27 protein-coding genes are annotated in these 23,628 nt (G+C 43.6%); 13 read left to right on the plus strand and 14 right to left on the minus strand.

What is annotated here, in order from left to right:
• Positions 1 to 39: 39 nt before the first annotated feature.
• Positions 40 to 717, minus strand: a complete 678-nt coding sequence (locus JQX68_RS15945) for a zinc metallopeptidase (RefSeq protein ID WP_014477803.1) — start codon at positions 715 to 717, stop codon at positions 40 to 42.
• A 40-nt stretch (positions 718 to 757) separates the two neighbouring features.
• Positions 758 to 1,021: a YuzI family membrane protein gene (locus tag JQX68_RS15950; protein WP_014665157.1), complete on the minus strand. Its 264-nt coding sequence runs from the start codon at positions 1,019 to 1,021 to the stop codon at positions 758 to 760.
• A gap of 46 nt (positions 1,022 to 1,067) precedes the next feature.
• On the opposite strand from JQX68_RS15950, the gene mstX reads away from it, so the two are divergent.
• Positions 1,068 to 1,400 (plus strand): biofilm formation protein MstX, encoded by a 333-nt coding sequence (gene mstX, locus JQX68_RS15955; RefSeq protein WP_014665158.1) that lies wholly within the window; start codon positions 1,068 to 1,070, stop codon positions 1,398 to 1,400.
• Complete coding sequence (kbfO, locus tag JQX68_RS15960; RefSeq protein WP_147772460.1) at positions 1,397 to 2,383, plus strand: potassium channel protein KbfO; 987 nt, start codon at positions 1,397 to 1,399, stop codon at positions 2,381 to 2,383. The genes mstX and kbfO overlap by 4 nt, the downstream gene beginning before the upstream one ends.
• On the opposite strand, the gene JQX68_RS15965 is transcribed toward kbfO, so the two are convergent.
• The 5 genes from JQX68_RS15965 to JQX68_RS15985 form a co-directional block, all read right to left on the minus strand.
• Positions 2,380 to 2,784 carry a YugN-like family protein gene (locus tag JQX68_RS15965; protein WP_147772461.1) on the minus strand — a complete coding sequence of 135 codons (405 nt, stop codon included), beginning with the start codon at positions 2,782 to 2,784 and terminating at the stop codon, positions 2,380 to 2,382. The two genes, kbfO and JQX68_RS15965, sit on opposite strands and share 4 nt — an antisense overlap.
• Before the next feature lie 58 nt (positions 2,785 to 2,842).
• Positions 2,843 to 3,214 (minus strand): hypothetical protein, encoded by a 372-nt coding sequence (locus JQX68_RS15970; protein WP_069150207.1) that lies wholly within the window; start codon positions 3,212 to 3,214, stop codon positions 2,843 to 2,845.
• Between the two features lie 59 nt (positions 3,215 to 3,273).
• A complete protein-coding gene (locus tag JQX68_RS15975; protein WP_003243401.1) occupies positions 3,274 to 4,626 on the minus strand; it encodes a glucose-6-phosphate isomerase in 1,353 nt (450 codons plus the stop codon).
• Positions 4,627 to 4,736: 110 nt separating this feature from the next.
• Entirely contained in the window at positions 4,737 to 5,909 is a 1,173-nt protein-coding gene (locus JQX68_RS15980) for an iron-containing alcohol dehydrogenase (protein WP_040081985.1), read from the minus strand.
• A gap of 104 nt (positions 5,910 to 6,013) precedes the next feature.
• Positions 6,014 to 7,177 carry an iron-containing alcohol dehydrogenase gene (locus tag JQX68_RS15985; RefSeq protein WP_014665164.1) on the minus strand — a complete coding sequence of 388 codons (1,164 nt, stop codon included), beginning with the start codon at positions 7,175 to 7,177 and terminating at the stop codon, positions 6,014 to 6,016.
• 229 nt (positions 7,178 to 7,406) lie between these two features.
• On the opposite strand from JQX68_RS15985, the gene JQX68_RS15990 reads away from it, so the two are divergent.
• Positions 7,407 to 7,643 carry a DUF378 domain-containing protein gene (locus tag JQX68_RS15990; protein ID WP_147772462.1) on the plus strand — a complete coding sequence of 79 codons (237 nt, stop codon included), beginning with the start codon at positions 7,407 to 7,409 and terminating at the stop codon, positions 7,641 to 7,643.
• 76 nt (positions 7,644 to 7,719) lie between these two features.
• Here JQX68_RS15990 and yugI read toward each other — a convergent pair whose 3' ends face one another.
• The 3 genes from yugI to JQX68_RS16005 form a co-directional block, all read right to left on the minus strand.
• Positions 7,720 to 8,112 (minus strand): S1 domain-containing post-transcriptional regulator GSP13, encoded by a 393-nt coding sequence (yugI, locus tag JQX68_RS15995; RefSeq protein ID WP_003228864.1) that lies wholly within the window; start codon positions 8,110 to 8,112, stop codon positions 7,720 to 7,722.
• Between the two features lie 201 nt (positions 8,113 to 8,313).
• Positions 8,314 to 9,474 (minus strand): aminotransferase, encoded by a 1,161-nt coding sequence (locus JQX68_RS16000; RefSeq protein ID WP_014665165.1) that lies wholly within the window; start codon positions 9,472 to 9,474, stop codon positions 8,314 to 8,316.
• Positions 9,475 to 9,975: an Lrp/AsnC family transcriptional regulator gene (locus JQX68_RS16005; RefSeq protein ID WP_147772463.1), complete on the minus strand. Its 501-nt coding sequence runs from the start codon at positions 9,973 to 9,975 to the stop codon at positions 9,475 to 9,477. It abuts the gene before it with no gap.
• Positions 9,976 to 10,122: 147 nt separating this feature from the next.
• Between JQX68_RS16005 and JQX68_RS16010 the strand changes: the two genes are divergently transcribed.
• Positions 10,123 to 10,944, plus strand: coding sequence for an alpha/beta fold hydrolase (locus JQX68_RS16010; protein ID WP_014665166.1), 822 nt, complete (start codon positions 10,123 to 10,125; stop codon positions 10,942 to 10,944).
• A gap of 26 nt (positions 10,945 to 10,970) precedes the next feature.
• Here the strand turns inward: JQX68_RS16010 and JQX68_RS16015 are convergent, their stop codons facing one another.
• Positions 10,971 to 11,231, minus strand: coding sequence for a YugE family protein (locus tag JQX68_RS16015; RefSeq protein WP_014665167.1), 261 nt, complete (start codon positions 11,229 to 11,231; stop codon positions 10,971 to 10,973).
• Positions 11,232 to 11,317: 86 nt separating this feature from the next.
• Here JQX68_RS16015 and patB point away from each other — a divergent pair, with 86 nt between their 5' ends.
• From patB to kapB, 3 genes are all read left to right on the plus strand, one after another.
• Positions 11,318 to 12,481 (plus strand): cystathionine beta-lyase PatB, encoded by a 1,164-nt coding sequence (gene patB, locus JQX68_RS16020; RefSeq protein ID WP_147772464.1) that lies wholly within the window; start codon positions 11,318 to 11,320, stop codon positions 12,479 to 12,481.
• A gap of 126 nt (positions 12,482 to 12,607) precedes the next feature.
• Positions 12,608 to 13,894, plus strand: a complete 1,287-nt coding sequence (gene kinB, locus JQX68_RS16025; protein ID WP_147772465.1) for a sporulation sensor histidine kinase KinB — start codon at positions 12,608 to 12,610, stop codon at positions 13,892 to 13,894.
• A 45-nt stretch (positions 13,895 to 13,939) separates the two neighbouring features.
• Complete coding sequence (kapB, locus tag JQX68_RS16030; protein ID WP_040081977.1) at positions 13,940 to 14,326, plus strand: kinase-associated lipoprotein KapB; 387 nt, start codon at positions 13,940 to 13,942, stop codon at positions 14,324 to 14,326.
• Positions 14,327 to 14,352: 26 nt separating this feature from the next.
• Here the strand turns inward: kapB and kapD are convergent, their stop codons facing one another.
• Entirely contained in the window at positions 14,353 to 14,970 is a 618-nt protein-coding gene (gene kapD / locus JQX68_RS16035) for a 3'-5' exonuclease KapD (RefSeq protein WP_014665171.1), read from the minus strand.
• A gap of 75 nt (positions 14,971 to 15,045) precedes the next feature.
• Entirely contained in the window at positions 15,046 to 15,249 is a 204-nt protein-coding gene (locus JQX68_RS21780) for a hypothetical protein (RefSeq protein ID WP_014665172.1), read from the minus strand.
• Between JQX68_RS21780 and JQX68_RS16040 the strand changes: the two genes are divergently transcribed.
• From JQX68_RS16040 to JQX68_RS16050, 3 genes are all read left to right on the plus strand, one after another.
• Positions 15,152 to 16,360: a multidrug efflux MFS transporter gene (locus JQX68_RS16040; RefSeq protein ID WP_346266181.1), complete on the plus strand. Its 1,209-nt coding sequence runs from the start codon at positions 15,152 to 15,154 to the stop codon at positions 16,358 to 16,360. The two genes, JQX68_RS21780 and JQX68_RS16040, sit on opposite strands and share 98 nt — an antisense overlap.
• Positions 16,361 to 16,452: 92 nt before the next feature.
• Positions 16,453 to 18,327, plus strand: coding sequence for a transglycosylase domain-containing protein (locus JQX68_RS16045; RefSeq protein WP_080478269.1), 1,875 nt, complete (start codon positions 16,453 to 16,455; stop codon positions 18,325 to 18,327).
• A gap of 20 nt (positions 18,328 to 18,347) precedes the next feature.
• Entirely contained in the window at positions 18,348 to 18,761 is a 414-nt protein-coding gene (locus JQX68_RS16050) for a thiol-disulfide oxidoreductase DCC family protein (protein WP_147772467.1), read from the plus strand.
• A 213-nt stretch (positions 18,762 to 18,974) separates the two neighbouring features.
• On the opposite strand, the gene JQX68_RS16055 is transcribed toward JQX68_RS16050, so the two are convergent.
• Positions 18,975 to 19,532, minus strand: a complete 558-nt coding sequence (locus JQX68_RS16055; protein WP_014665176.1) for a YufK family protein — start codon at positions 19,530 to 19,532, stop codon at positions 18,975 to 18,977.
• 177 nt (positions 19,533 to 19,709) lie between these two features.
• Between JQX68_RS16055 and maeL the strand changes: the two genes are divergently transcribed.
• The 3 genes from maeL (at position 19,710) to nupN (ending at position 23,560) form a co-directional block, all read left to right on the plus strand.
• Positions 19,710 to 21,311 (plus strand): two-component system sensor histidine kinase MaeL, encoded by a 1,602-nt coding sequence (gene maeL / locus JQX68_RS16060; protein WP_014665177.1) that lies wholly within the window; start codon positions 19,710 to 19,712, stop codon positions 21,309 to 21,311.
• Entirely contained in the window at positions 21,304 to 22,011 is a 708-nt protein-coding gene (gene maeM, locus JQX68_RS16065; protein WP_014477821.1) for a two-component system response regulator MaeM, read from the plus strand. The genes maeL and maeM overlap by 8 nt, the downstream gene beginning before the upstream one ends.
• 469 nt (positions 22,012 to 22,480) lie before the next feature.
• Positions 22,481 to 23,560, plus strand: a complete 1,080-nt coding sequence (nupN, locus tag JQX68_RS16070) for a guanosine ABC transporter substrate-binding protein NupN (RefSeq protein ID WP_147772468.1) — start codon at positions 22,481 to 22,483, stop codon at positions 23,558 to 23,560.
• Positions 23,561 to 23,628: the final 68 nt, after the last annotated feature.

The following is a 23,628-nucleotide window of genomic DNA, read 5'->3' on the forward strand; positions in this document are numbered from 1 at the left end:
AGCCCTTACCATAAATGGTAAGGGGCCACCTCCTTAACGTTAATTCTCATCACGACCGTTTAAGAAGATCATCACAAAACGAAGAAGTTCAAACAGGGAAACCAGGGCCGCGGCCACATACGTTAAGGCAGCAGCGCTCAGCACTTTATTTACCCCATTTTCTTCATTGTTTCGGATAAATCCTTCTGACACAATAATCTGCTTCGCGCGTGAGCTTGCATTGAATTCGACAGGCAATGTAATCAGCTGGAAAAAGACAGCCGCTGAAAATAATATGATGCCAAGCCCGATCAAATTCAGGCTTCCGAGAAGCATGCCTCCTAAGAAAAGCAAAGGAGCTACACCGGATGCAAAATTCACGACTGGGAAGATTTTATGTCTTATCACAAGCGCACCATATGACTCCTGATGCTGCAAGGCATGTCCGACTTCATGGGAAGCTACGGATATGGCGGAAATTGAGCGGCCGTAATAGACCGGCTCAGATAAACGCACCACCCGTCTTGTCGGGTCGTAATGGTCTGTTAAAGTGCCTCTTACCGGTTCGACCGGCACGTCGTAAAGACCGTTTATATCTAAAATCCGTCTTGCTGTTTCTGCCCCTGTACGTCCGCTTGAGGCTTCCACTTTTGAATATTTTTCAAAGTTGCTCTTCACTTTAAATTGTGCCCAAAACGACAATCCCAATGCGGCTATTGTTAAAAATATAAACAGCATTTTTCATCATCCTTTTTCCATGATCATTTCTCTATTACGATTATTTTAATGAGTTTTCTTTCCCGTGTACAGAAATGCGCTTTTTCTTCCGGCTCGGAGCACACAATCCAATCAGCAAAAAGAACAGACCTGCTGAAAACAAATACAAGGCGAAACTGCCGGCCAGTTCTTTCAGAAAATGAAGCCAGGAGAAGCTGCCGGAAAAGTGATTATATGAGTTTAAATCGAAAATAAACAAAATCACCGCGGATGCCGCCAGCTGCGTACCGATCAAAACCACGATCGTTCTTTGAAAGATCGTCATCTTTTTCATCCTTTTTGTTTTAGTTTATGGAGAAATCCGTTTTTATATGTTTTGTTCATTTTTTGAAAAACATCATCGGAAGTGGGACATACTGTTAGAAAAAAGCACGGGTGTGATGGAAGCTATGAAAGTAACGAGTGAGGAAAAGGAACAGCTGAGCACAGCAATCGACCGGATGAATGAAGGATTGGACGCGTTTATTCAGCTTTATAATGAATCAGAAATTGATGAGCCGCTTATTCAGCTTGACGACGATACAGCCGAGTTAATGAAGCAGGCTCGAGATATGTACGGCCAGGAAAAGCTAAATGAGAAATTAAATACAATCATTAAACAAATTTTATCCATTTCAGTATCTGAAGAAGGAGAAAAAGAATGAAATCAAATCGGATATTTATTTCATGGCTTAGATGGCCGTTATTTATCCGAATCGGGGTTATTATTTTATGTCTGATTCTTTTGTTCGGCCAAATCATTTATATACTTGAGCCGAAGCAGTTTACTTCGGTATTTGAAGGCATTTGGTGGGCTGTCGTTACGGTTTCGACAGTCGGTTATGGAGACTATGTGCCGCACACGCCGCTGGGTCAGGCAGCTGGAATTCTGCTGATTTTGAGCGGCGCAAGCTTTGTCACTGCATATTTCGCAACGTTATCAGCGGCCGCATTCAGCAGACAGCACCGCTACATCGAAGGAAAAGTTGCTTACAAAGGCCGGGGCCACGTCATTCTGATCGGGTGGAATGAAAAAACAAACCGGCTTTTGAAGGACCTTCAGCTTGCGGCCCCTTCCAAAACAGTCGTGCTAATCGATGAATCTTTAACAGAAGGCCCGCTGATCGAAAACGTCCATTTCATACGCGGGCACGCTGCCGATGACGAGACACTGAAACGGGCCAATATTACTGAAGCGGAATCAGTGATGATTACAGCCGATCAGTATAAAAGTGAAACTGAAGCAGATATGCTGTCAGTGCTGACTCTTTTATCTGTGAAAGGGCTTAATCCCCTTGCTTACTGCATCGTCGAGATTTTGACTGACCGTTTTGTCACTAATGCGGAGCGGGCAGGCGCAAACCAAATCATCGGAACATCAGAGTTTATCAGCCGGGCGATGCTGCAGCATTACCAAGTCAAATTACGGCCGTCGAAACAGCAGAACGGAATTAAGCTGCCGCTCGACCAGCATGCAGAGCTTCTTGCTGTTCCTGATGAACTAAAGGGAGCGGCTTACAAAACCTGCGTTCTCTATTTCCTGGATCACAACAAAACAATTATAGGTGTACAAAAAGAGGAGGGGCCGATGATTTCCCCTCCTCTTACATACACGGTACTCGAAACAGACCAATTCCTTGCCATCTAATGCAGCAGAACATCCTCCAATTCTTTTACGAGAGAGACGCCGATATCCAAAAATGCCGGATCAATTTCCGCGTCCCGCCTTTCCGGTTCGGAAAATTGATTAAACAGTGATTGGAAAGGCCCTCCCTCGGCTTGATCATCAACATCCGTCTGAAACACCTGTCTCAGCATAAACGGCGTACCGATCCGGACGGCCGCCCCGCGTTCATCGAGACTGCCCTGTACCGCATTGACAGGAATTCTCAAAAATAAATAGCCGTCTCTATCATCAATTTTATAATCAAAGTAGCCATGATCGTATTCCCAGCCGCCGTTTATCACATAACCGAGCGGCTTCATCACTTGTTCCAGTTCTTGAAGCAGAAAAGACTGCCCATCTATCGCTGAAGGTATTGGTATCATCAAAATGCCCCTTTTTCACTTATCCTGTCCTGCCGAACAAGACTTCATTCAGAGGCGCCTACATGGAAATCGTTGTTTCTTTCGCGCGTCCAACAAAAAAGAAAGCGCATTCAATCAAGAAGTAAACAGCCATTGCCGCAGCAAGCCCTGCAGCTGAATCCCAAGACACATAAACAACCGTTGCATAGAGTCCTAATTTAGTGAAAAGAGTATGGGTTCGTTTTAAATGCAAAATCCGATGTACCGCATCGGTAAAAAGCGCAAGCGGCAAACCAACGAGAAGAAAGGCGTGGATGAAAAAATGTGACAGCGTGCCGCCAAAGCTTGAAGAAACATCTGTATACACAGCATCAAAGGAGATAAGGATACTTAAAAGAGCTGCAGAAAAGCCGGCAATGATGAGATGTTTAACCACTTGTTTCATGAACATCAGCACCTTTCTGATTTTATAAAAAGCCGACCGGCAATATGCCAGTCAGCTTTGTCACATTAATCTTCCAGACGTTTTTCAAGCTCTGCTTTTTTCTCTTCAAAGCCAGGTTTGCCAAGCAATGCAAACATATTGACTTTGTACGCTTCTACACCAGGCTGGTCAAACGGATTGACGCCAAGAAGGTAACCGCTCATCGCGCAGGCTTTTTCGAAGAAATATACAAGGTATCCAAAAGTATATGCATTCAGCTCAGGAATGTTAACGATTAAGTTCGGAACATTTCCGTCAGTATGGGCAAGCATTGTGCCCTGGAATGCTTTCTTGTTAACGAAATCAACCGTTTTACCGGCTAAATAGTTCAAGCCGTCAAGATCGTTATCCGCTTCCTCGATTGTCAGTTCATGTTTAGGTTTCTCTACGTTCAGCACCGTTTCGAATAAATCTCTGCGGCCTTCTTGTACATACTGGCCTAAAGAATGAAGGTCTGTTGAATAGTTGGCTGAAGAAGGATAAATGCCCTTCTCATCTTTCCCTTCACTTTCTCCGAACAGCTGCTTCCACCATTCCGCAAAATATTGAAGCGCTGGTTCGTAGTTGATGAGCATTTCGATCGTTTTGCCTTTGTTATAAAGGACATTGCGAACAACCGCATATTGGTATGCAGGGTTATCTTCCAGTTCAGATGTTGCAAAATCTTTGCTCGCATCCAAGGCGCCTTTCATCATGTCGTCAATGTTGACGCCGCTGACAGCAATCGGCAAGAGGCCTACAGCTGTTAAGACTGAATAACGGCCGCCGACATCGTCAGGGATAACGAATGATTCGAAGCCTTCTTCGTTAGAAAGCGTTTTTAATGCGCCGCGCTCTTTATCTGTTGTTGCATAAATCCGCGCTTTCGCTTCTTCTTTACCGTATTTCTCTTCAAGAAGCTTGCGGAAAATACGGAAAGCGATTGCAGGTTCAGTTGTCGTGCCTGATTTAGAAATGACATTAATAGAGAAGTCAACATCTTCAAGAAGATCCATGACGTCTCTCATATAAGATGAACTAATGTTGTTTCCGATAAAAATGACTTGCGGATTGCCGCGTTTTGCTTTTGGCAAAGTGTTATAAAACGCGTGATTCAGCGCTTCAATCGCTGCCCGCGCCCCAAGGTAAGAACCGCCGATGCCGACAACAAGCAATACATCAGAGTCAGATTTGATTTTTTCCGCGCTTTTTTTGATGCGCGCGAATTCTTCTTTATCATAATGTTCAGGGAGGTCCACCCAGCCTAGAAAATCGCTGCCCGCGCCTGTTTTTTCATGGATATTATGGTGTGCAGTTTTTACAAAGTCCCGCAGGTATGTAAGTTCATGTTCGTTGAAGAAAGTCAACGCTTTTGAGTAGTCAAAGCGTACATGCGTCATTGCTTGTCCCTCCATAACGGTATAATGTTTTCATCTTTCACTTTATATGAACTTATCTGTGAAATCAAGTCATGAAGAAAGGCGGAATGACTGGATTCCGCCCTTTGGGGTTATAGAGACGCGCGAAGGATGGCAAGCACGTCATCTTTGTTCAGTTTTTGGAAGTTGCCAAAGCCGCCGTGTTCCATTTCCTTGGCTGCGATATCAGCAATCAGCTCAAGCTTTTCTTCTCCGATATTGTAATCAGCAAGACGGGAAGGCGCGCCAAGGCTTGTCCAGAAAGCAGACAGTTTATCGATTCCTTCAAGCGCAATTTCTTTATCTGTTTTGCCTTCCGTATCAATGTCAAACATGTTGAGCATGAGGTTTTTGAAGCGGCCTACGTTTGTATCAAGCGTATATCTCATCCAGTTCGGGAACAGTATCGCCAAACCGCCAGCATGTGGAATATCATACACAGCTGAAACGGCGTGTTCCATTGTATGAGAAGCCCAGTCACCAAAGTAGCCCATTTGGAGCGTGCCGTTTAAAGCGATTGTACCAGCATACAAAATCGTTTCACGAAGCTCGTAGTTTTCCAGGTCTTCAAGAAGCTTAGGAGCTGTTTCGATGACCGTCTGCAAAACAGCAAAGCACATTCTATCCTGAAGCGGCGTGTTTTCAACATTGTGGAAGTATTGTTCGAATACATGGCTCATCATGTCAACCATGCCGTATACTGTTTGATTTTCAGGAACCGTGAACGTATTTTCAGGATCTAAAATTGAGAAACGCGGATGAGTCACATTGCTGCCCCACACATATTTCTCGTTTGTTTCCCAGTTTGTAATCACGGAATCAGGGTTCATTTCAGAGCCTGTTGCAGCAAGCGTTAAAACAGTACCAAATGGCAGCGCATCCTCCGCTGTTACTTTTTTGCTGAATATATCCCAAGCGTCACCGTCATATTTGACGCCCGCTGCAATCGCTTTTGTACAGTCAATGACACTGCCTCCGCCGACAGCAAGCAGAAAATCAATGCCATGTTCTCTGCAAAGGCCTATGCCTTTTTCCACTGTCGCAAGTCGCGGATTCGGCTCAACACCTGACAGCTCATGAACAACAGCACCCTCTTCTTTTAAAATGCCTGTGACTTGATCATAAAGGCCGTTGCGCTTAATGCTTCCGCCTCCGTACACAAGCAGGACATTTTTGCCGTATCGTTTTAATTCTTTTCTTAACTGTTCAAGCTGACCTTTTCCAAAAATCAGCTTTGTCGGATTATAATAAGTGAAATTTTCCATAGTAAAACCTCCAATAATGCTGGCTTGAAAAACAGATTTTCCATTGTAACATAAGTTTGACAAAAAGAAAAAGGGAAGCAGCCAAACGGCTATTTCCCCTTTTTTTATAGAGATGCCTTCAAAATTGACAGCACATCTTCTTTGTTGAGTGATTTAAATTGGCCGAATGTACCGTTAGCCATTGCCTTGTCAGCGATTGTGTCAAGCTGCTCATCATTAATATCATAATCAGCAAGACGGTTCGGAGCGCCAAGGCTTGTCCAGAATGCAGACAGTTTATCGATACCTTCACGTGCGATTTCTTCATCTGTTTTACCTGCTTCTTCAACACCAAACACACGAACTGCAAGCTGTTTCATGCGGGCAGGGTTTTCAGACAATGTGTGTCTCATCCAGTTCGGGAACAGAATTGCCAGTCCCCCGGCATGCGGAATATCATAAACGGCTGATACTGCATGTTCAATATTATGAGTAGCCCAATCCCCTCTTGCACCCATAGAAAGCATGCCGTTTAATGCGATTGTTCCTGTGTACAGAATCGTCTCACGCAATTCGTAATTTTCGAGGTCATTGATCAGCTTAGGCGCTGTTTCAATAACTGTACGAAGAAGTGATTCACACATGCGGTCCTGATACGGCGTGTTTGATACATGATGGAAGTATTGTTCGAATACATGGCTCATCATGTCAACCATCCCGTAGATCGTGTGGTTTTTAGGTACAGTGAATGTATTCACCGGATCAAGAATCGAGAATTTAGGGAATACGAGCGGGCTTCCCCAGCCGTATTTTTCTTTTGTTTCCCAGTTTGTAATAACAGAGCCTGAGTTCATTTCAGAACCAGTCGCAGCGAGAGTCAATACCGTTCCGAATGGCAAAGCATCTTTTGGCTGATGTTTTTTCGTGACGATATCCCACGCATCACCATCATACTTTGCTCCTGCAGCAATCGCTTTTGTACAGTCGATGACGCTTCCGCCTCCGACAGCCAGTAAGAAATCAATGTTGTGTTCTTTACAGATGGCAACACCCTTATTAACAGTCGACACACGCGGATTCGGTTCCACACCTGCTAATTCATGCACGGTCGCTCCGGCTTTATTCAGCTGTTCGATCACTTGATCATACAGGCCGCTGCGTTTAATGCTGCCGCCTCCGTACACAAGCAATACGTTTTTCCCGTAAGGTTTGAGTTCCTCCGGAAGTCTTTCCACTTCGCCGCGCCCGAAAATTAATTTGGTCGGATTCCAGTATGTAAAGTTTTGCATGACATCTCCTCCTTAGATTTTTTATTATGCAGAATGTCCTCACCACATGTAAAGCAATCAGCTCTCGCCTCTCAGCATATCTGATGGTTTTATCTTGCAAAACGCTGGGAAAGAAGCTGATATAAGCGAGGGCAGGCCAGTTTCCCTCATATGGAGAAAGCATGTATAGATTCTCCAATATGTCACAATCTATAACTGTTTTAATAATTCATGGAGGAGGTTGCAAAACATGAGTACCATTCAGAGAATTTGTCTTGTATTAACCATCATTGGCGCTATTAACTGGGGACTGATCGGATTTTTCCAATTTGACTTAGTAGCGGCTATTTTCGGCGGCCAAGGGTCAGCCCTTTCCCGAATCATTTACGGACTTGTCGGAATCGCCGGCTTAATCAACCTCGGTCTGCTATTTAAGCCAAACGAGGAAAGATCAAGTGAAGAAGCAGCAAATCCTGAAATGCGATAGGATATCAATACGCTGAAATAGGATTTTGCATGAAAGCAAAAGCACCGAACATTCCTGTCCGGTGCTTTTTTCATACTTATTTTTTGATAAGGTCTTTGCGGTTGGACATTTCGATCCACTCTTCAAGCTTATCTTTTAATGTGTTGAAACCTTGTGGTGTAGAAGCTTCTTCGCTTACTTGCGCAGCTTTAGGTTTTCTTGGTTTGCTTTCTTTTTTCTCAGGCGCAGCTTGTGTCGCACGAATTGAAAGGCTGATTTTTCCTTTTTCTTCATCAACAGCAAGTACCTTTACTTGTACTTCGTCGCCAACTGAAAGGTGCTCGTTGATATCTTTTACGAAACCGTGAGTCACTTCAGAAATGTGTACTAAACCTTGAGTTTCTTCATCTAATGCAACAAACGCACCATACGCTTGTAATCCTGTAACTTTACCAGTGTAAACACTGCCCACTTCAAATTTTGCTGCCATTCATAACAACTCCTAAGTTAAATTAAATATCTGTTTATACGCAATTTAAAATTATATCACACATGTCTTATTTTCGCAAAGAAATCTTTTTTATAAAAAATCAGGTTTGTGCACGGCAAAAAGGGGGTAAACTGAAAATACCAAAGGCTTTCTAGTATTCCCCCCTTTTATTGGATGCGAACAAAAGGTTCGTATCTTTTTTTATGTTGTTTTGTGGAGGAAGCGTTTCATTCTGACTAATGCTTCTTGAAGCTGTTCAATCGAGGTTGCGTATGAACAGCGGATATATCCTTCACCGCTCGGTCCAAACACGCTTCCCGGAACAACTGCCACTTTTTCCTGCGTCAGAAGCTCTTCTGCAAACTGTTCTGAGCTCATTCCCGTGCTTTTAATGGATGGAAAAGCATAGAAAGCGCCGCCCGGGTGATGGCAGCTGAGACCGATTTCATTGAGAGATTCTACAAACAGATTCCGTCTTCTTCGATAGCTTTTTTTCATTTTTTCTACGTCTTCCATGCCGTTCTTCAGGCCTTCAAGGGCGGCAAACTGCGCCATTGCGGGCGCGCACATCATCGCATATTGATGGATTTTAAGCATTGCATCCCGAAGCATGGATGGTGCTGCAGCAAAACCAAGCCTCCAGCCCGTCATCGCAAATGCTTTTGAAAAGCCTGAAATGACGACCGTCCGTTCCTTCATTCCCGGTAATGCCGCTATACTTGTAAATTCCTCATCATATGTCAGCTCCGCGTAGATCTCGTCGGCTAAGACAATGACATCATGTTTTTTGGCAAACTCAGCAATCGCATTCAGTTCTTCCTTCGAATAAACCGAACCTGTCGGATTCGATGGTGAGCAGATGAGAATGGCCTTTGTTTTTTCAGTGACTGCCGCTTCAAAATCAGCGGCCGTTGCTTTAAACCCTTTGTCTGCTGTTGTATGAACATGAACCGGGATACCGCCTGCCAAAGAAACAAGCGCATCGTACGCCACAAAACATGGCTCAGGTATGATGACTTCCTCACCTGGATTCACAAGAGCACGGATCGCAATATCCAAAGCCTGACTTGCCCCTACTGTCACAATCAGCTCATTATCTGGCGAGTAGCTAAGGTCAAACCTGTTGCTCAAATAACGGCTGATTTCCTCTCGCAATGAGTATAAACCGGCATTGGCCGTGTATGACGTATATCCTTGTTCAAGCGAGAGAATGCTTGCTTCACGGACATTCCACGCGGTAACAAAATCAGGCTCTCCGACACCTAAAGAAATGACGCCTTCCATCGTTGCCGCCAAATCAAAGAATTTGCGGATGCCTGATGGTTTTATTTGTTGTACATAGTCTGATAAATACGAAGTCATTTACGGGGACACCACGATTCTTTTGTCGTCGTCTCCTGTTTCAAACACTTTGCCGTCATGCTTGTATTTTTTCAGGATAAAATGGGTTGTCGTAGATACAACGGAATCAAGCGTTGACAGTTTATCTGAAACAAAACGCGCTACGTCAGACATCGAATTGCCGCGAATTACGACAGACAAATCGTACACGCCTGACATCAGGTAAACTGATTCAACCTCTTGGAATCGGTAAATTCGTTCCGCCACTTCATCAAAACCGACTCCCCGCTTCGGCGTTACTTTGACGTCAATCATGGCCGTAACGCCCTCATGTCCGTCAACTTTTCGCCAGTCAATCATAGCGGAATAATCGATAATAACCTTTTCTTTCTCCAGTTTGTCAATAATCGTTTTTACTTCATGTACTGGGATGCCCGCCATCTTTGCAATGGTTTCTAAATCGGCGCGGCTGTTTTCGTCTAAAATTTCTAATATTTCTGTTTCTTTTTCTGTCAACTTCATTTGATTCACACCTTTGCAATGTCAAGAAATCTCATGACATTATATCACGTTTTTTGACGAATGCTAAGAAAAAACGAGGAGAAACTTCCGCTAGAATTGACAATTTCAGGGCACAATACAAACATCAAAAAAAGGGAGTGACACAGAATGGAGGCGGTTTCACCAATAAGGCGGTTTACGGTCGATGGAGTCAATGTGTATTACGAACATTATCAAAATCCTGGCAGGCAAACGCTGGTCTGCGTACACGGTTTTTTATCGTCTGCTTTCAGCTTCAGAAAAATAATCCCTCTCCTTCGGGACAAGTACGATATCATCGCGCTTGATTTGCCTCCTTTCGGCCAATCTGAAAAATCAAGAACGTTTATCTATACCTATCAAAACCTCGCAAAGCTTGTCATTGGGATTTTGGAGCACTTGCAAGTGAAACAAGCTGTGCTTATCGGACATTCTATGGGCGGACAAATATCATTGTCTGCTGCTCTCCAAAAACCAGAGCTTTTTTCAAAGGTTGTGCTGCTTTGCAGTTCAGGATATTTAAAACGCTCACATCCAACGATCATTTTCGGGACCCATATTCCGTATTTTCATCTATATATCAAGCGCTGGCTCTCGAAAGAAGGCGTGATGAAAAATTTATTAAATGTTGTGCATGACAAATCGCTGATTGATGAGGAGATGATTGACGGCTATGGCAGACCGTTTCAGGACGAGCAGATTTTCAAAGCCATGACAAGGTTTATCCGCCACAGAGAAGGAGATTTAGAACCCGAACAATTGAAGAGAATGAACAAGCCTGCATTATTGATTTGGGGCGAGGAGGATCGAATTGTCCCAATGGAGATCGGTAAACGGCTGCACGCGGATTTGCCTAATTCCGTGCTATACTCATTTAGCCAAACCGGACATCTGGTGCCTGAAGAACGGCCTGAGCTTGTTTCCGAACACATTGCTGATTTTATCAAATAGAAAAAAACCGGTGCTGAACCGGTTTTTTAAAGTGTGCAGGAGCTGCTGTTTTTAATGTATAAAAGCTGGCCAGCCACTTCCCGGCAGCTGTCGATCGGCAGCGTTTGTTCAAAAGAAGTTTCAAATATATGCTGAATGCGTTTCGCCAGCAGGGCGGGGTCGTCTTCATCATAGACCGCCTGCACGACATCAACTGCCTCCGTTTCGTAAAACTCTTCACCATATTTAAACGGGTCCCATTTGGCAATGATCTTGATCATTTCCCCCACCGCTTGACTTTCTTCCATATTCATCACCGCTTATAATAAAATTTGCAGTTCTATCTTATCATAGTGAAGCTTAGAAGAATAAACATACATGAGGAGGTAACAGAATGAACTTTGATAAACGAGAAGAACGCCTTGGCACCCAATCGGTCAAATGGGACAAAACAGGCGAATTATTCGGCGTGACAGACGCACTCCCGATGTGGGTGGCGGATATGGATTTTCGCGCGCCGGAAGCGATAACTGAAGCATTAAAAGAGCGCCTTGAACACGGAATTTTCGGTTATACGGCTCCGGATCAAAAAACGAAGGATGCGGTGTGCGCATGGATGCAAAACAGGCACGGCTGGAAGGTGAATCCGGATAGCATCACATTCAGCCCGGGCATTGTAACGGCTTTGAGCATGGCGGTACAAGCTTTCACGGAGCCTGGCGATCAAGTCGTTGTACAACCTCCTGTTTATACGCCTTTTTACCATATGGTTGAGAAAAACGGCCGGCACATTTTACATAATCCTTTGCTAGAAAAAGACGGCTCATATGCAATGGATTTTGAAGATTTGGAAACGAAGCTTAGTGACCCAAGCGTTACATTGTTTATTTTATGCAATCCTCATAACCCTTCTGGTCGTTCATGGAGCCGTGAAGATTTGCTGAAGCTGGGCGAATTGTGTCTTAAGCATGGCGTCACAGTTGTATCCGATGAAATCCATTCCGATTTAATGCTGTACGGACACAAACACACGCCGTTTGCTTCGCTCTCTGACGATTTCGCTGATCTTTCCGTGACATGTGTTGCGCCAAGCAAAACATTCAATATCGCCGGATTGCAGGCTTCGGCAATCATGATTCCCGATCGCCTGAAGCGCGCCAAGTTTTCTGCAAGCCTGCAGCGCAATGGTTTAGGCGGATTAAACGCGTTTGCCGTCACTGCAATCGAAGCCGCATACTCAAAAGGCGGGCCGTGGCTTGATGAATTGATCTCTTACCTTGAGAAAAACATGACCGAAGCGGAAGCCTTTTTGAGCTCCGAGATGCCGAAGGTCAAAATGATGAAACCGGATGCATCATACCTGATCTGGCTCGACTTTAGCGCTTACGGCTTGTCCGACACAGACCTTCAGCAAAGAATGCTAAAAATAGGAAAGATCATCCTAGAGCCCGGGACGAAATACGGGCCTGGCGGAGAAGGATTCATGCGCCTAAACGCGGGATGTTCTCTCGCAACCCTGCAGGACGGCCTGCACCGCATCAAAACCGCATTATCATAAATATAGCACTGAAACGCCTTTACGTCTTCATTCGTAAAGGCGTTCTTAATAAAGGAATTTTATATTTTACTTCTAATATTTAGTGTTATAATAGATTCATATTTTATACGAAAGGATTTCACACGAATGGAAATTCTAAAAGACTATCTCCTGCATATCTGCTTTATTTTGTTTCCTATTCTTCTTTACCAAGTGTTTTGGCTTGGAAAACCTGCGATTCTTGTGCCAAAAATAAACAGCGGTTTGGTCACGCTCTTCGCCTGCGGCGCCTCCGTTTTATGCATTCTTTTCCCGATTCATGAAATGGACTACATACAATACGGCCTTCAGATGATTCCCGTTATCATTTGTTTATTTTACATTAGCACCGCTTCCGGACTCACAGTCGCTGCATCTGTCCTATGTTTTGAACTGCTTTTTTACGAACCTTCCGCAATATTTGTTTTTACTTTGCTGCCTTTTCTTATCATTATCCCAATCCTATTTCAGAAAAAATGGCCATTTATGTCCAAAGCGAAAAAACTGCTGCTGTCATTATTGATCAGCTGCTTGGAGATTTTCCTATTTTTCGCCTCCAGCTGGATTCTTTCCGCCTTAAATATTTTAAATTTTCAAAAATCAGGAATTTTCGTTTACGAGGCGGTAGTCTCAGGGCTTTTCCGCTCCAGTGTTCTTCTATTAAGCATCTATATTATCGAAAGCATCGCCGAAAATATCGCCTTGCGCTCACAGCTTATCCATTCTGAAAAAATGACGATTGTGAGCGAACTGGCAGCGAGCGTCGCTCATGAGGTCAGGAATCCTTTGACAGTTGTCCGCGGGTTTGTCCAGCTGCTTTTTAATGACGAAACCCTGCAAAACAAGTCGAGTGCGGATTACAAACAGCTTGTACTGTCAGAGCTTGACCGGGCACAAGGCATTATCACAAACTATCTCGATATGGCGAAACAGCAATTATATGAAAAAGAGGTTTTTGATTTATCTGCCCTTATTAAAGAGACAAGCAACCTTATGGTGTCGTATGCCAATTACAAGTCAGTAACCGTCGAGGCTGAAACAGAACCGGACCTTTTGATATACGGGGACGCGAAAAAGCTGAAGCAAGCTGTCATCAACCTGATGAAAAACAGTATTGAAGCGGTTCCTCACGGGAAGGGGATGATCCGCATATCGGCCAAAAGAAACGGCCATACGATCATGATTAACATCACAGATAATGGGGTCGGGATGACTGACCATCAAATGCAAAAACTCGGCGAACCTTATTATTCCTTAAAAACGAACGGAACGGGACTCGGCCTTACCGTAACCTTTTCCATTATTGAACATCATCACGGGACCATTTCATTTAACAGCAGCTTTCAAAAAGGCACTACGGTGACAATTAAGCTTCCCGCTGATCTTCCTCACTAGCAAATCGCTTGGAACTTTAATAGAATAAATGCGAGGTGATGACAGATGAGCACGTTTGAGACAGGCTCTATTGTTAAAGGATTTTACAAAACAGGTGTATACATAGGAGAAATTACGGCTTGCAGGCCGCAGCATTATTTAGTGAAAGTAAAAGCGGTTCTTACCCACCCCGCCCAAGGAGACCTTCATCATCCAAAACAGGCGGATGTGCCGTTTTTTCATGAGAGAAAAGCGCTCGCATACGGTGAACAGACCAATATCCCCCACCATATGGTGAAGCCATATGATGGTGAAGTGCCGGATTATACAAAATCTCTGCGGGAGGCGACAGCACAGCTGAGAGCCAAATTGAATGAGGATGGTTCGGAGTGGGCAAAGCGCTCCCTACATAATCTGGACACTTTAGAAAAAGAATATTTCAATCGGCCATAACCCAGTCTGACAAAAGATTGGGTTTTTTACGTCGCGCGCTTGAACAGTTCGGTTAAATCGATTCTTTCGCCAATTGTGGGCGGTTTTGGCTTTTCGAGATACTGCTTATCCTGCTCAACAAGCTTAAAAAGTTTATATGCTGTGAGAGCATCATCAAGCGCTTTATGATGGGTGCCAGTTCCGGAATCTCCATACTCTTCAGCAGCTTTCCATAAACCCGTCAATGTCCGGTCTCCAAAAAAGTTTTTGTATTCAAGCGATAAATCTCTCATTTCTCCCTTAAACGGGAATGGGATATGGTTAAACATACAGTTTTGCTTCAACACTTTCATATCCATGTTTCCCCACGTAATAATTGTGCTGTTTTTCTCAGGATCAAGCTCGTTTAGTTTACGGATGAGATCCTCGAATCTTATTCCTTCGTCTACCTGTTTTTGGGTGATTTTTAAAAATGTCTTGCAGCGTTTCGTAAGCTTCGGGAACTTTTTCGGTCTCACATAGCTAGAAAACGTCTCAACTACTTCATCATCAATCGACTTTACAATTCCGGCTTCAATGATTTCCGGGAAGAAGTTTTGCGGACTGTACTTTCCGTCGGGCATTGTAAATTCGAAGTCAATAATGAGTAAGCTGTTTGTCGTCACCTTTTTACACCTGCCTTTCCTCCGATCAGAAAATGCTATCTTTATAGTATATCAATTCCCCTTCTCGACATTTCTTCATTTTCTAAAAATAATGAATTTTCCCAGCCGCTTTGTTTCTTTTAAATTGTGAATCGTTTCTTTATAATTAGTAAGGAACCCGAAATAATAAGAAGGTGATGTTATTTCTACCCGCAAGAAAAACTTTGTCATTGTGTGGCTGGCGAACTTTTTTGTTTCCGCTAGCACTACGATGATCGTTCCTTTTCTCTCCTTATACATTGAGTCGCTCAGCTCTTTTTCAAACGGCTTTGTGCAAAGATGGAGCGGCTATGTGTTCGGTATTACATTTCTCATGGCGTTTTTGGTATCCCCGTTTTGGGGACGGTTCGGAGACAAACGCGGATACAAGAAAATCCTTATGGCAACCGGAACAGGCATTGCCCTCAGCATTTTCTTAATGGGCTTTGTTACATCGGTGTACCAATTGTTTTTTCTGCGTATGGCAATGGGTCTTGTAACCGGATTCATCCCGACATCTCTTGCGATGATTTCGGCACAGACTCCGAAGAGCTCAGCCGGCAAAACACTTGGCACGCTGCAAATGGGGCAAGTGTCCGGAAGCTTGTTCGGCCCGCTTTTGGGAGGCATGCTTGCTGATCGTTTCGGCTTTACGTATACCTTTTTTATCACATCCTTTGTGATTTTCTCATCTGTTCTTCTCGTATTATTTGGCGTCAAAGAAAAACCTCTTGCAGAGAAAACAGCCAAACGTACGTCTTACTCGAGAAAAGAAGTGCTCTCCTATATTTTTCACCAGCCGGCGCTGTGGGTCATGATGCTGTTAACCATGCTGATCCAAACAGGCAATTTCAGTATCCAGCCGTTGCTCGCTTTATATGTAAATGAGCTGCACGGGCCTGTCAATCTTGCCTTTTTCTCCGGCATGGCATTTTCAGCAACGGGACTCGGAAGTTTGCTTCTGGCTAGAAAATGGGGTGATCTTGGCGACCGCTACAGCCACCGCCGCATTTTAATCGGACTTTTGCTCGCCGCTTCTTTCTTTTTTATTCCGCAGGCGCTCGCGTCCTCACTCAGCGTTCTCCTTGTTTTCAGATTTTTGTTCGGAATGGCGATGGGCGGTTTGCTGCCATGCATCACGGCCGCGATCCGCGTTCAGGCCCCCGGCAGCATTCAAGGAGAAGTTCTCGGCTACAATGTCAGCTTTCGCTTTTTAGGAAACGTGCTCGGGCCTCTTCTCGGCGGAATCATATCGAGCCATTTTACGATTTCGGCCACCTTTTATGTCACAGCGTTTCTCTTTTTCGCCGGCGCCTGTATGCTTTGGATCATGCCGAAACTCCAGAAGGATTCCTATGCCAAAGCAAGCTGATTCCGATAAAAAACTGAGGAATCTTCTAAATTTAACCTTCTCGTAATCTCAAAAGAATGGTACGATATGGCTAGAATTTAGGAGAAAAGAGAGTGACCATGTTACGAAAAATAATCGGATGGATTTTGCTCCTTTGCATAATCCCATTGTTTGCATTTACAGTTATCGCTTCCGGAAAAGAAGTCAAACAAATGAAGTCCCTGGATCAGGTGCTTGATAAAAATATTAATCTGAAAGATATCAGCCTTGTTCAGAACAGCTACATGTATGACAGGGACGGCTCCCTTGTCTCGGAAATCGTCAGCGACCACGAAAACCGCGTGCTCGTTCCATTTGACAAGATTCCCGAGGAAGTCAAACAGATTTTCTTAACATCTGAGGACAAACATTTTTACGAGCATAAAGGCTTTGACTTTATGGGAATGGTGCGGGCAACTGCTTCTAACGTAAAAGACAAGAAAATTGACCAGGGCGCCAGCACCATCACACAGCAGCTTTCAAGAAACTTGTATTTGAGCCACGAACGCTCCTTCAGCCGCAAGCTGACAGAGCTCGCGTATTCCTATCAGCTTGAGAAAAAGTATACGAAAAATGAAATTCTTGAAGCTTACTTAAATACTATTTATTTCAACAATGGTGTTTACGGCGTCGGTTCAGCGGCTCAATTCTATTTCAGCAAACCGTTGAAATCTCTCACAGTGGGAGAAATGGCTTTTATCTGCGCTATACCTAATAACCCTACATTATATGATCCTCTCAAGCATTTTGACTACACGAAAAGCCGTCAAGAACGTTTGCTTAAAGGGCTAAAAGATGCCGGGGTCATTACAGACAAAGAGCTGAAAAAAGCCGTCAAACAAAAAATCAAACTGGATGTTGAAAAAAGAGAAGACAAATATCCTGACTACGTTTCCTACGTTAACGATGAATTCACTCAGCTGGTGTCTGAATCAGAAGGCTTTGATAAACGCCTTCAGAAAGCGTCAGGAAAACAAAAAGAAAAAATCGAGAATGAGCTGTCCGCAAGAGTCAGCACTCTGATGAAAGACGGCGTGAAAATTTATACTGCACTTAATCCGTACATGCAAAATCAAGTTGTGGCACAAATGAATTCCAAGCTCCCGTATGCGGGCGTGCAGGGCGGAGCGGCTGTGATTAATCACCAGACGCATCAAATCATTGCTCTGTCCGGCGGGAAAAACTATCAAAAATATGATTTTAACCGTGCCTACCAGGCATACAGACAGCCGGGTTCATCCATTAAGCCGCTTCTTGATTACGGCCCTTATATTGAACAGACCGGAGCGACAGCAAGCAGCACCATTGATGCCAGCAAGTTTTGCAGCAAAGATTACTGTCCGCAAAACTACAATAACCGCACGTACGGCACAGTGACGCTTGATACGGCGTTTAAAAATTCTTATAATACACCGGCCATTAGAATGCTCGACCGCGTCGGCATCCAAAAGGCATTCAGTTATATTGAGCCGTATCATTTTGCCAAACTTGTCAACAGCGACTATCTTCTTCCGGCGGCGCTTGGCGGATTTACAAACGGCATGACGCCTCTTGAGATGACAAAGGCTTATACGACATTTGGCAACAGCGGAAGCTATACGCCGAGCCATGCGATTACAAAGGTGACAGACCTTAAAGGAAAAACGCTTTATAAATGGAATGATAAAGCGACTCAAATATTCAGCGTACGCACGAACATGCAGCTGAAAAAACTGATGTCTTCCGTTGTGAAAAGCGGAACAGGGAAAAAAGCATATTTCAATGCGCCTTACATCGGCGGTAAAACCGGTACATCAAATGATTATCACGATATGTGGTTTGTCGGCCTGACAGATACGTATACAATGGGGGTTTGGGTCGGAAAGGATACACCGACCAGCGTTGAATATCTTCACAGCATCAGCCCTCAGCTTTCCATCTGGAAAGGAACGCTGCAAGCTGCTTATTAAAGGATCGGAGGGGATCTCGGGTGACTTCAGAACAAATTCCAAATCGCGTTTTGCTGTTTGACGGCGTCTGCAATTTATGCAATGGCGCCGTGCAATTTATCATTAAACGTGATCCGGACGGATTGATTTCTTTCACATCGCTGCAGTCGGAAACAGGACAAAACCTGCTGAAAAAAAGCGGGCTTCCGACTGATCGGTTTGACAGCTTTGTCTTTATTGAAGATAGCCAAGTGTACACAAAATCAACTGCAGCCATTAAGGTTTTCAGGCATCTGCGAGGCCCATGGCGGCTCTTCGTCCTGTTTTTCGCCGTGCCGAAGCCTGTCAGAGATATGGTCTATTCTTTCATTGCCAAAAACCGCTATAAGTGGTTTGGCAAAAAAAATGAATGTATGCTCCCCTCCCCTTCTATTAAAAAAAGATTTTTACCATAAAAAATTGGCTAGGAAGCTAGCCATCACAGAGTGTCGACAAAAACCTAAAACGGCTTCGTTTTAGGTTTTTGTCATCTTATCAGCGTGATCGGAGCAGATTTTCCCAGGATGTGATGATTGTGGATTCCAGACGCCGTTTCATTGCGTATAGAGTACCGAAGCGCAAGTCTGACCGCGAATGCAAGGGTTTGCCGATACGCAAAAATGGCTAGCTTACACAGGTAAGCTAGCCATTATGCTATTATAAAGCTTGATAAATATGAACAGAATACCGATAACAAAGGTAAACCAAAACAGCAGTTCCAATAGAATAAATCCGATTAATGACATGAGAGAAAGCGTCGAATAAATCCGGTATACAGTAAACACAAAGTAAGCCAGTGTAACGACCGCAAACCAGATCACAATCCATATGACGTTTTGCAAGAGCACAAAGGATAAAATCCCGCCGCCCAAATAAATCATGGAACCCATTCTGAGTTTTTTCAGGTTGTTCCCTTCCGGATCATTAGCAAAAAACAGCAATGACAGCTCAGTCACGGTATTTGCTATCAACTTCAGAGCGGACAGAACCATAAAATATAAAAGTGCAAAGGCAGCAAATAACGCAAGCCTGATCCCTTTCTCTGAAAAATAATCGAGCATTCCATCGTACATTCCAAATGAAGACAGCATCTTCAACGCATAAAGTGAAGTTGAGATGGATAAGGACGAACTAAAAAGCAGGATCGCAATCAGCGGAAAATATCCTGTCAAATAAGTATTTTTCATATAAAAAAGTCCCTTTCTATAATCTACCTCATTTATTATGGAGGACTTAAAACACATTGACAAGATAAATTATTCCATTTTTTCTCCTTTTTACGAATTACGGTCCCAAATCTTCACAAAGCAGCATTTTGAGAGTAAAGTAGTACGCAGGAATCATAAAACGTAAGGAAGTTTTATATGAAAAAAACATTAAAACTGCAAACCAGACTCACCATATTTGTTTGTATCGTTGTATTAATCGCATTGCTCATTACATTTTTCACAGTCGGTGCCCAAACGACCAAACGGATTAGAGACCAGGAAAAGGCCACTGCGCTGCAGACTGCTGAAATGGTAGCAGAAGCGCCGATGACAGCCGCTGCTTTAGAAAGCGGAAAAAAACTAAAGGAACTGCAGAGCTACACAAAGCGGGTTCAGAAAATCACCGGCACGGAATTTGTTGTCGTCATGGATATGAACGGTATTCGCAAAACCCATCCTGACCCGAGCAAAATCGGAAAAAAATTCAGGGGCGGTGATGAATCTGAGGTATTAAAAGGGCATGTCCATATCAGCACAGCCTCTGGCACGCTCGGGAAATCGCAGAGAGCGTTCGTCCCTGTCTACGCGGAGAATGGAAAACAGGTCGGTGCAGTCGCGGTCGGCATCACCGTAAATGAAATTGATGAAGTGATCAGCCATAGCTTACGGCCGCTTTACTTCATTATCTGCGTCAGCATCTTCGTCGGTGTAATCGGAGCTGTTATCGTCGCCCGTACGGTAAAAAATATCATGTACGGACTTGAACCTTATGAAATTGCGACTCTCCTTGAAGAACGGAGCGCGATGCTGGAATCGACGAAGGAAGGAATACTCGCTGTCGATGAACACGGCAAAATCAAACTTGCCAATGCGGAAGCAAAGCGGCTATTCGTCAAAATGGGCATCAACACAAATCCCATTGATCAGGATGTAGATGACATATTGCCGAAAAGCCGCTTGAAAAAGGTTATTGAGACAAAAAAACCTCTTCAAGATAGAGACGTCCGCATTAACGGGTTGGAGCTTGTGTTTAATGAAGTTCCTATCCAGCTGAAAGGACAAACTGTCGGAGCGATTGCGACATTCCGAGACAAGACCGAGGTAAAACATTTAGCTGAACAGCTATCAGGTGTTAAAATGTATGCAAACGCACTGAGAGCGCAGTCTCATGAATTTATGAACAAACTGCATGTGATATTAGGTCTCGTCCAGCTGAAAGAGTATGATGATCTTGGAGATTATATTAAAGATATAGCCATACAGCAAAAATCAGAAACAAGTGAAATTATAAATGATGTCAAAAGCTCCGTACTGGCCGGTTTTCTGCTCGGAAAGCAAAGCTTCATACGTGAGCAGGGCGCAAATCTTGATATTGAATGCAACGGTGTCATCCCGAACGCGGCAGACCCATCTGTCATCCATGAACTCATTACAATTATCGGAAATCTCATCAACAATGGCCTTGACGCCGTTGCCGATATGCCGAAAAAACAAATCACCATGTCCATGCGCTTTCATAACAGCATACTGGACATTGAAATTACCGATACTGGAGCAGGCATGTCAGAAGAAGACCAAGCCAAAGTATTTGAACAAGGCTATTCAACAAAGGGCAAAAACCGGGGATTCGGCCTTTATTTCACACAGCAAAGCATCGAAAATTTAAAGGGCCAAATGATCCTCACAAGCGAAAAGAATGAAGGAACGACATTCAGTATTCGCATCCCGTACGAACCGAAGGAGGAAAATCATGATTAATGTACTAATAGTTGAAGATGACCCCATGGTGGGTGAATTAAATAAACGATACTTAAGCCAAATAGATGGCTTTCAGCTGAAAGGCATCGCTTCTTCCTTTCAAAGCGCGTTGCATATCTTAGGCGAGCATCATATCGACCTCATTTTGCTTGATATTTATATGCCGGGGAAAAACGGGCTGGAACTGCTGACGGAATTGAGAGCCCAAAATGAAGCGGTTGATGTGATTGTCATCTCAGCGGCCAGCGAGCTTGACGTGATCAAAAAAACACTTCGTTACGGAGCTGTCGATTATTTAATCAAACCGTTTGAATTTGAACGTTTCCAAACGGCTCTGTCTGATTACAGACGAAAACAAAAGGTGTATTCAACCCATCGCAACATGAGTCAAAAAGAACTCGACGCCGAGCTTTTTCAAAAGAAAGAAGCAACAGAAAAAGTACAGCTTCCTAAAGGCCTGACAAAAAGCACGCTAAAGCTGATCTGGTCCAGTATCCAGTCATTTGAAAATGAATCTTTTACGACAGAAGACTTAGCAAAGCACACAGAAATCTCTCAAGTATCCATACGAAAATACTTAAAATTTCTTGAAGATATACAGGTCCTGAATGTAGAAATGGCGTACGGAACGATTGGAAGACCAGTGTTTCAGTACAACGTAAACAACAGTAACCTTAACGGAATAAAACAATATCTATAAAAAAACGCACTGCTTGCTCCGAGCAGTGCGTTTTTTTGTCATATCTCTTGCCAAGACGCTTGATTGTATTGTTGGTAAGTTATACAAGAATAATAAAGGTTTTTCTATTTTTGAGCAAACAATTCTAAAAATAGATACTTTTAAAAAAATTGTGCAAATTTCTATTTATTTCTTATAAGTTAAATGATAAATTATGATTGGTTAGTTGATCCCGAAAACTAAGTCATAAGTCTTACTTCAGAAAAAGATGTCACGGTTTTCCGCCCGGAACACCTTCCGCATCCTTCTCTTCCCCGCCTTTCGAAGGAAATACTCACACCACGCCTATTCAGGGAAGAATAGAACTGTCTCAGCGCATTCCATTTGTTATTATCAGAAAATTTTATTGATTCTAAGAAATTGTTCAGGACAGCCCATCACATGACTGGCCGGATCAGCTTTGAACCAAATTTTTCTGGGGGGTTATATCTTGAATAAACGGAAAATTGGATTGGCGATGTCCCTTGTGATCGCAGCAGGCACCATATTAGGAGCATGCGGAAACAGTGAAAAAAGCAACGGCTCCGGCGAAGACAAAAACAAATTCAGTGTAGCGATGGTTACTGACGTAGGCGGAGTGGATGACAAATCTTTCAACCAATCAGCCTGGGAAGGCATCCAAGCCTTCGGGAAAGAAAACGGTCTGAAAAAAGGAAAAAACGGTTATGACTACCTTCAATCCAAATCTGATGCAGACTATACAACGAACTTAAATAAATTGGCACGTGAAAATTTTGACTTGATTTACGGAGTCGGCTACTTAATGGAGGATTCAATCAGTGAAATTGCTGATCAGCGCAAAAATACAAATTTTGCGATTATAGATGCTGTTGTCGATAAAGACAACGTCGCAAGTATTACGTTTAAAGAACAGGAAGGCTCCTTTCTCGTCGGAGTGGCCGCAGCCCTATCAAGCAAATCAGGAAAAATCGGCTTTGTAGGAGGCATGGAATCAGAGTTAATCAAAAAATTCGAGGTCGGCTTCCGTGCCGGTGTGAAGGCTGTAAGCCCTAAAGCCATTGTGGAAGTGAAATATGCAGGGGGTTTCGATAAAGCCGATGTCGGCAAAGCAACCGCCGAAAGCATGTATAAATCAGGTGTAGATGTTATTTATCACTCAGCAGGAGCCACTGGCACAGGTGTCTTTACTGAAGCGAAAAACCTGAAAAAAGAAGATCCAAAACGCAATGTCTGGGTCATCGGTGTTGATAAAGACCAATACGCAGAAGGCCAGGTAGAAGGAACTGATGATAATGTCACCCTCACTTCCATGGTTAAAAAAGTAGATACAGCGGTTGAAGATTTAACGAAAAAAGCGAGCGACGGAAAGTTCCCAGGTGGCGAAACACTTACCTACGGGCTTGATCAAGACGGAGTCGGCATTTCTCCATCTAAACAAAATCTATCGGATGATGTGATCAAAGAGATCGATAAATGGAAGAAAAAAATCATCGACGGGTTGGAAGTCCCGGCAACTGAGAAAGAGCTGAAAACCTTCAAAGCTGAATAAGAATCGCAGGGATAAGGAGGTCGAGCCCTTATCCCTTGTTTTTCTTTTATTTTGAATAAAGGAGCGGT

Origin of the sequence: Bacillus sp. LJBS06 (genome assembly GCF_016924995.1) — a bacterium.
GTDB lineage: Bacteria > Bacillota > Bacilli > Bacillales > Bacillaceae > Bacillus > Bacillus stercoris.

Coding starts and splice junctions, on each gene's coding strand:
- JQX68_RS15945 (WP_014477803.1), bottom strand. CDS start 717: ATGCTGTTTATATTTTTAACAATAGCCGCATTGGGATTGTCGTTTTGG.
- JQX68_RS15950 (WP_014665157.1), bottom strand. CDS start 1,021: ATGACGATCTTTCAAAGAACGATCGTGGTTTTGATCGGTACGCAGCTG.
- mstX (WP_014665158.1), top strand. CDS start 1,068: ATGTTTTGTTCATTTTTTGAAAAACATCATCGGAAGTGGGACATACTG.
- kbfO (WP_147772460.1), top strand. CDS start 1,397: ATGAAATCAAATCGGATATTTATTTCATGGCTTAGATGGCCGTTATTT.
- JQX68_RS15965 (WP_147772461.1), bottom strand. CDS start 2,784: ATGATACCAATACCTTCAGCGATAGATGGGCAGTCTTTTCTGCTTCAA.
- JQX68_RS15970 (WP_069150207.1), bottom strand. CDS start 3,214: ATGTTCATGAAACAAGTGGTTAAACATCTCATCATTGCCGGCTTTTCT.
- JQX68_RS15975 (WP_003243401.1), bottom strand. CDS start 4,626: ATGACGCATGTACGCTTTGACTACTCAAAAGCGTTGACTTTCTTCAAC.
- JQX68_RS15980 (WP_040081985.1), bottom strand. CDS start 5,909: ATGGAAAATTTCACTTATTATAATCCGACAAAGCTGATTTTTGGAAAA.
- JQX68_RS15985 (WP_014665164.1), bottom strand. CDS start 7,177: ATGCAAAACTTTACATACTGGAATCCGACCAAATTAATTTTCGGGCGC.
- JQX68_RS15990 (WP_147772462.1), top strand. CDS start 7,407: ATGAGTACCATTCAGAGAATTTGTCTTGTATTAACCATCATTGGCGCT.
- yugI (WP_003228864.1), bottom strand. CDS start 8,112: ATGGCAGCAAAATTTGAAGTGGGCAGTGTTTACACTGGTAAAGTTACA.
- JQX68_RS16000 (WP_014665165.1), bottom strand. CDS start 9,474: ATGACTTCGTATTTATCAGACTATGTACAACAAATAAAACCATCAGGC.
- JQX68_RS16005 (WP_147772463.1), bottom strand. CDS start 9,975: ATGAAGTTGACAGAAAAAGAAACAGAAATATTAGAAATTTTAGACGAA.
- JQX68_RS16010 (WP_014665166.1), top strand. CDS start 10,123: ATGGAGGCGGTTTCACCAATAAGGCGGTTTACGGTCGATGGAGTCAAT.
- JQX68_RS16015 (WP_014665167.1), bottom strand. CDS start 11,231: ATGGAAGAAAGTCAAGCGGTGGGGGAAATGATCAAGATCATTGCCAAA.
- patB (WP_147772464.1), top strand. CDS start 11,318: ATGAACTTTGATAAACGAGAAGAACGCCTTGGCACCCAATCGGTCAAA.
- kinB (WP_147772465.1), top strand. CDS start 12,608: ATGGAAATTCTAAAAGACTATCTCCTGCATATCTGCTTTATTTTGTTT.
- kapB (WP_040081977.1), top strand. CDS start 13,940: ATGAGCACGTTTGAGACAGGCTCTATTGTTAAAGGATTTTACAAAACA.
- JQX68_RS21780 (WP_014665172.1), bottom strand. CDS start 15,249: ATGTATAAGGAGAGAAAAGGAACGATCATCGTAGTGCTAGCGGAAACA.
- JQX68_RS16055 (WP_014665176.1), bottom strand. CDS start 19,532: ATGAAAAATACTTATTTGACAGGATATTTTCCGCTGATTGCGATCCTG.
- maeL (WP_014665177.1), top strand. CDS start 19,710: ATGAAAAAAACATTAAAACTGCAAACCAGACTCACCATATTTGTTTGT.
- maeM (WP_014477821.1), top strand. CDS start 21,304: ATGATTAATGTACTAATAGTTGAAGATGACCCCATGGTGGGTGAATTA.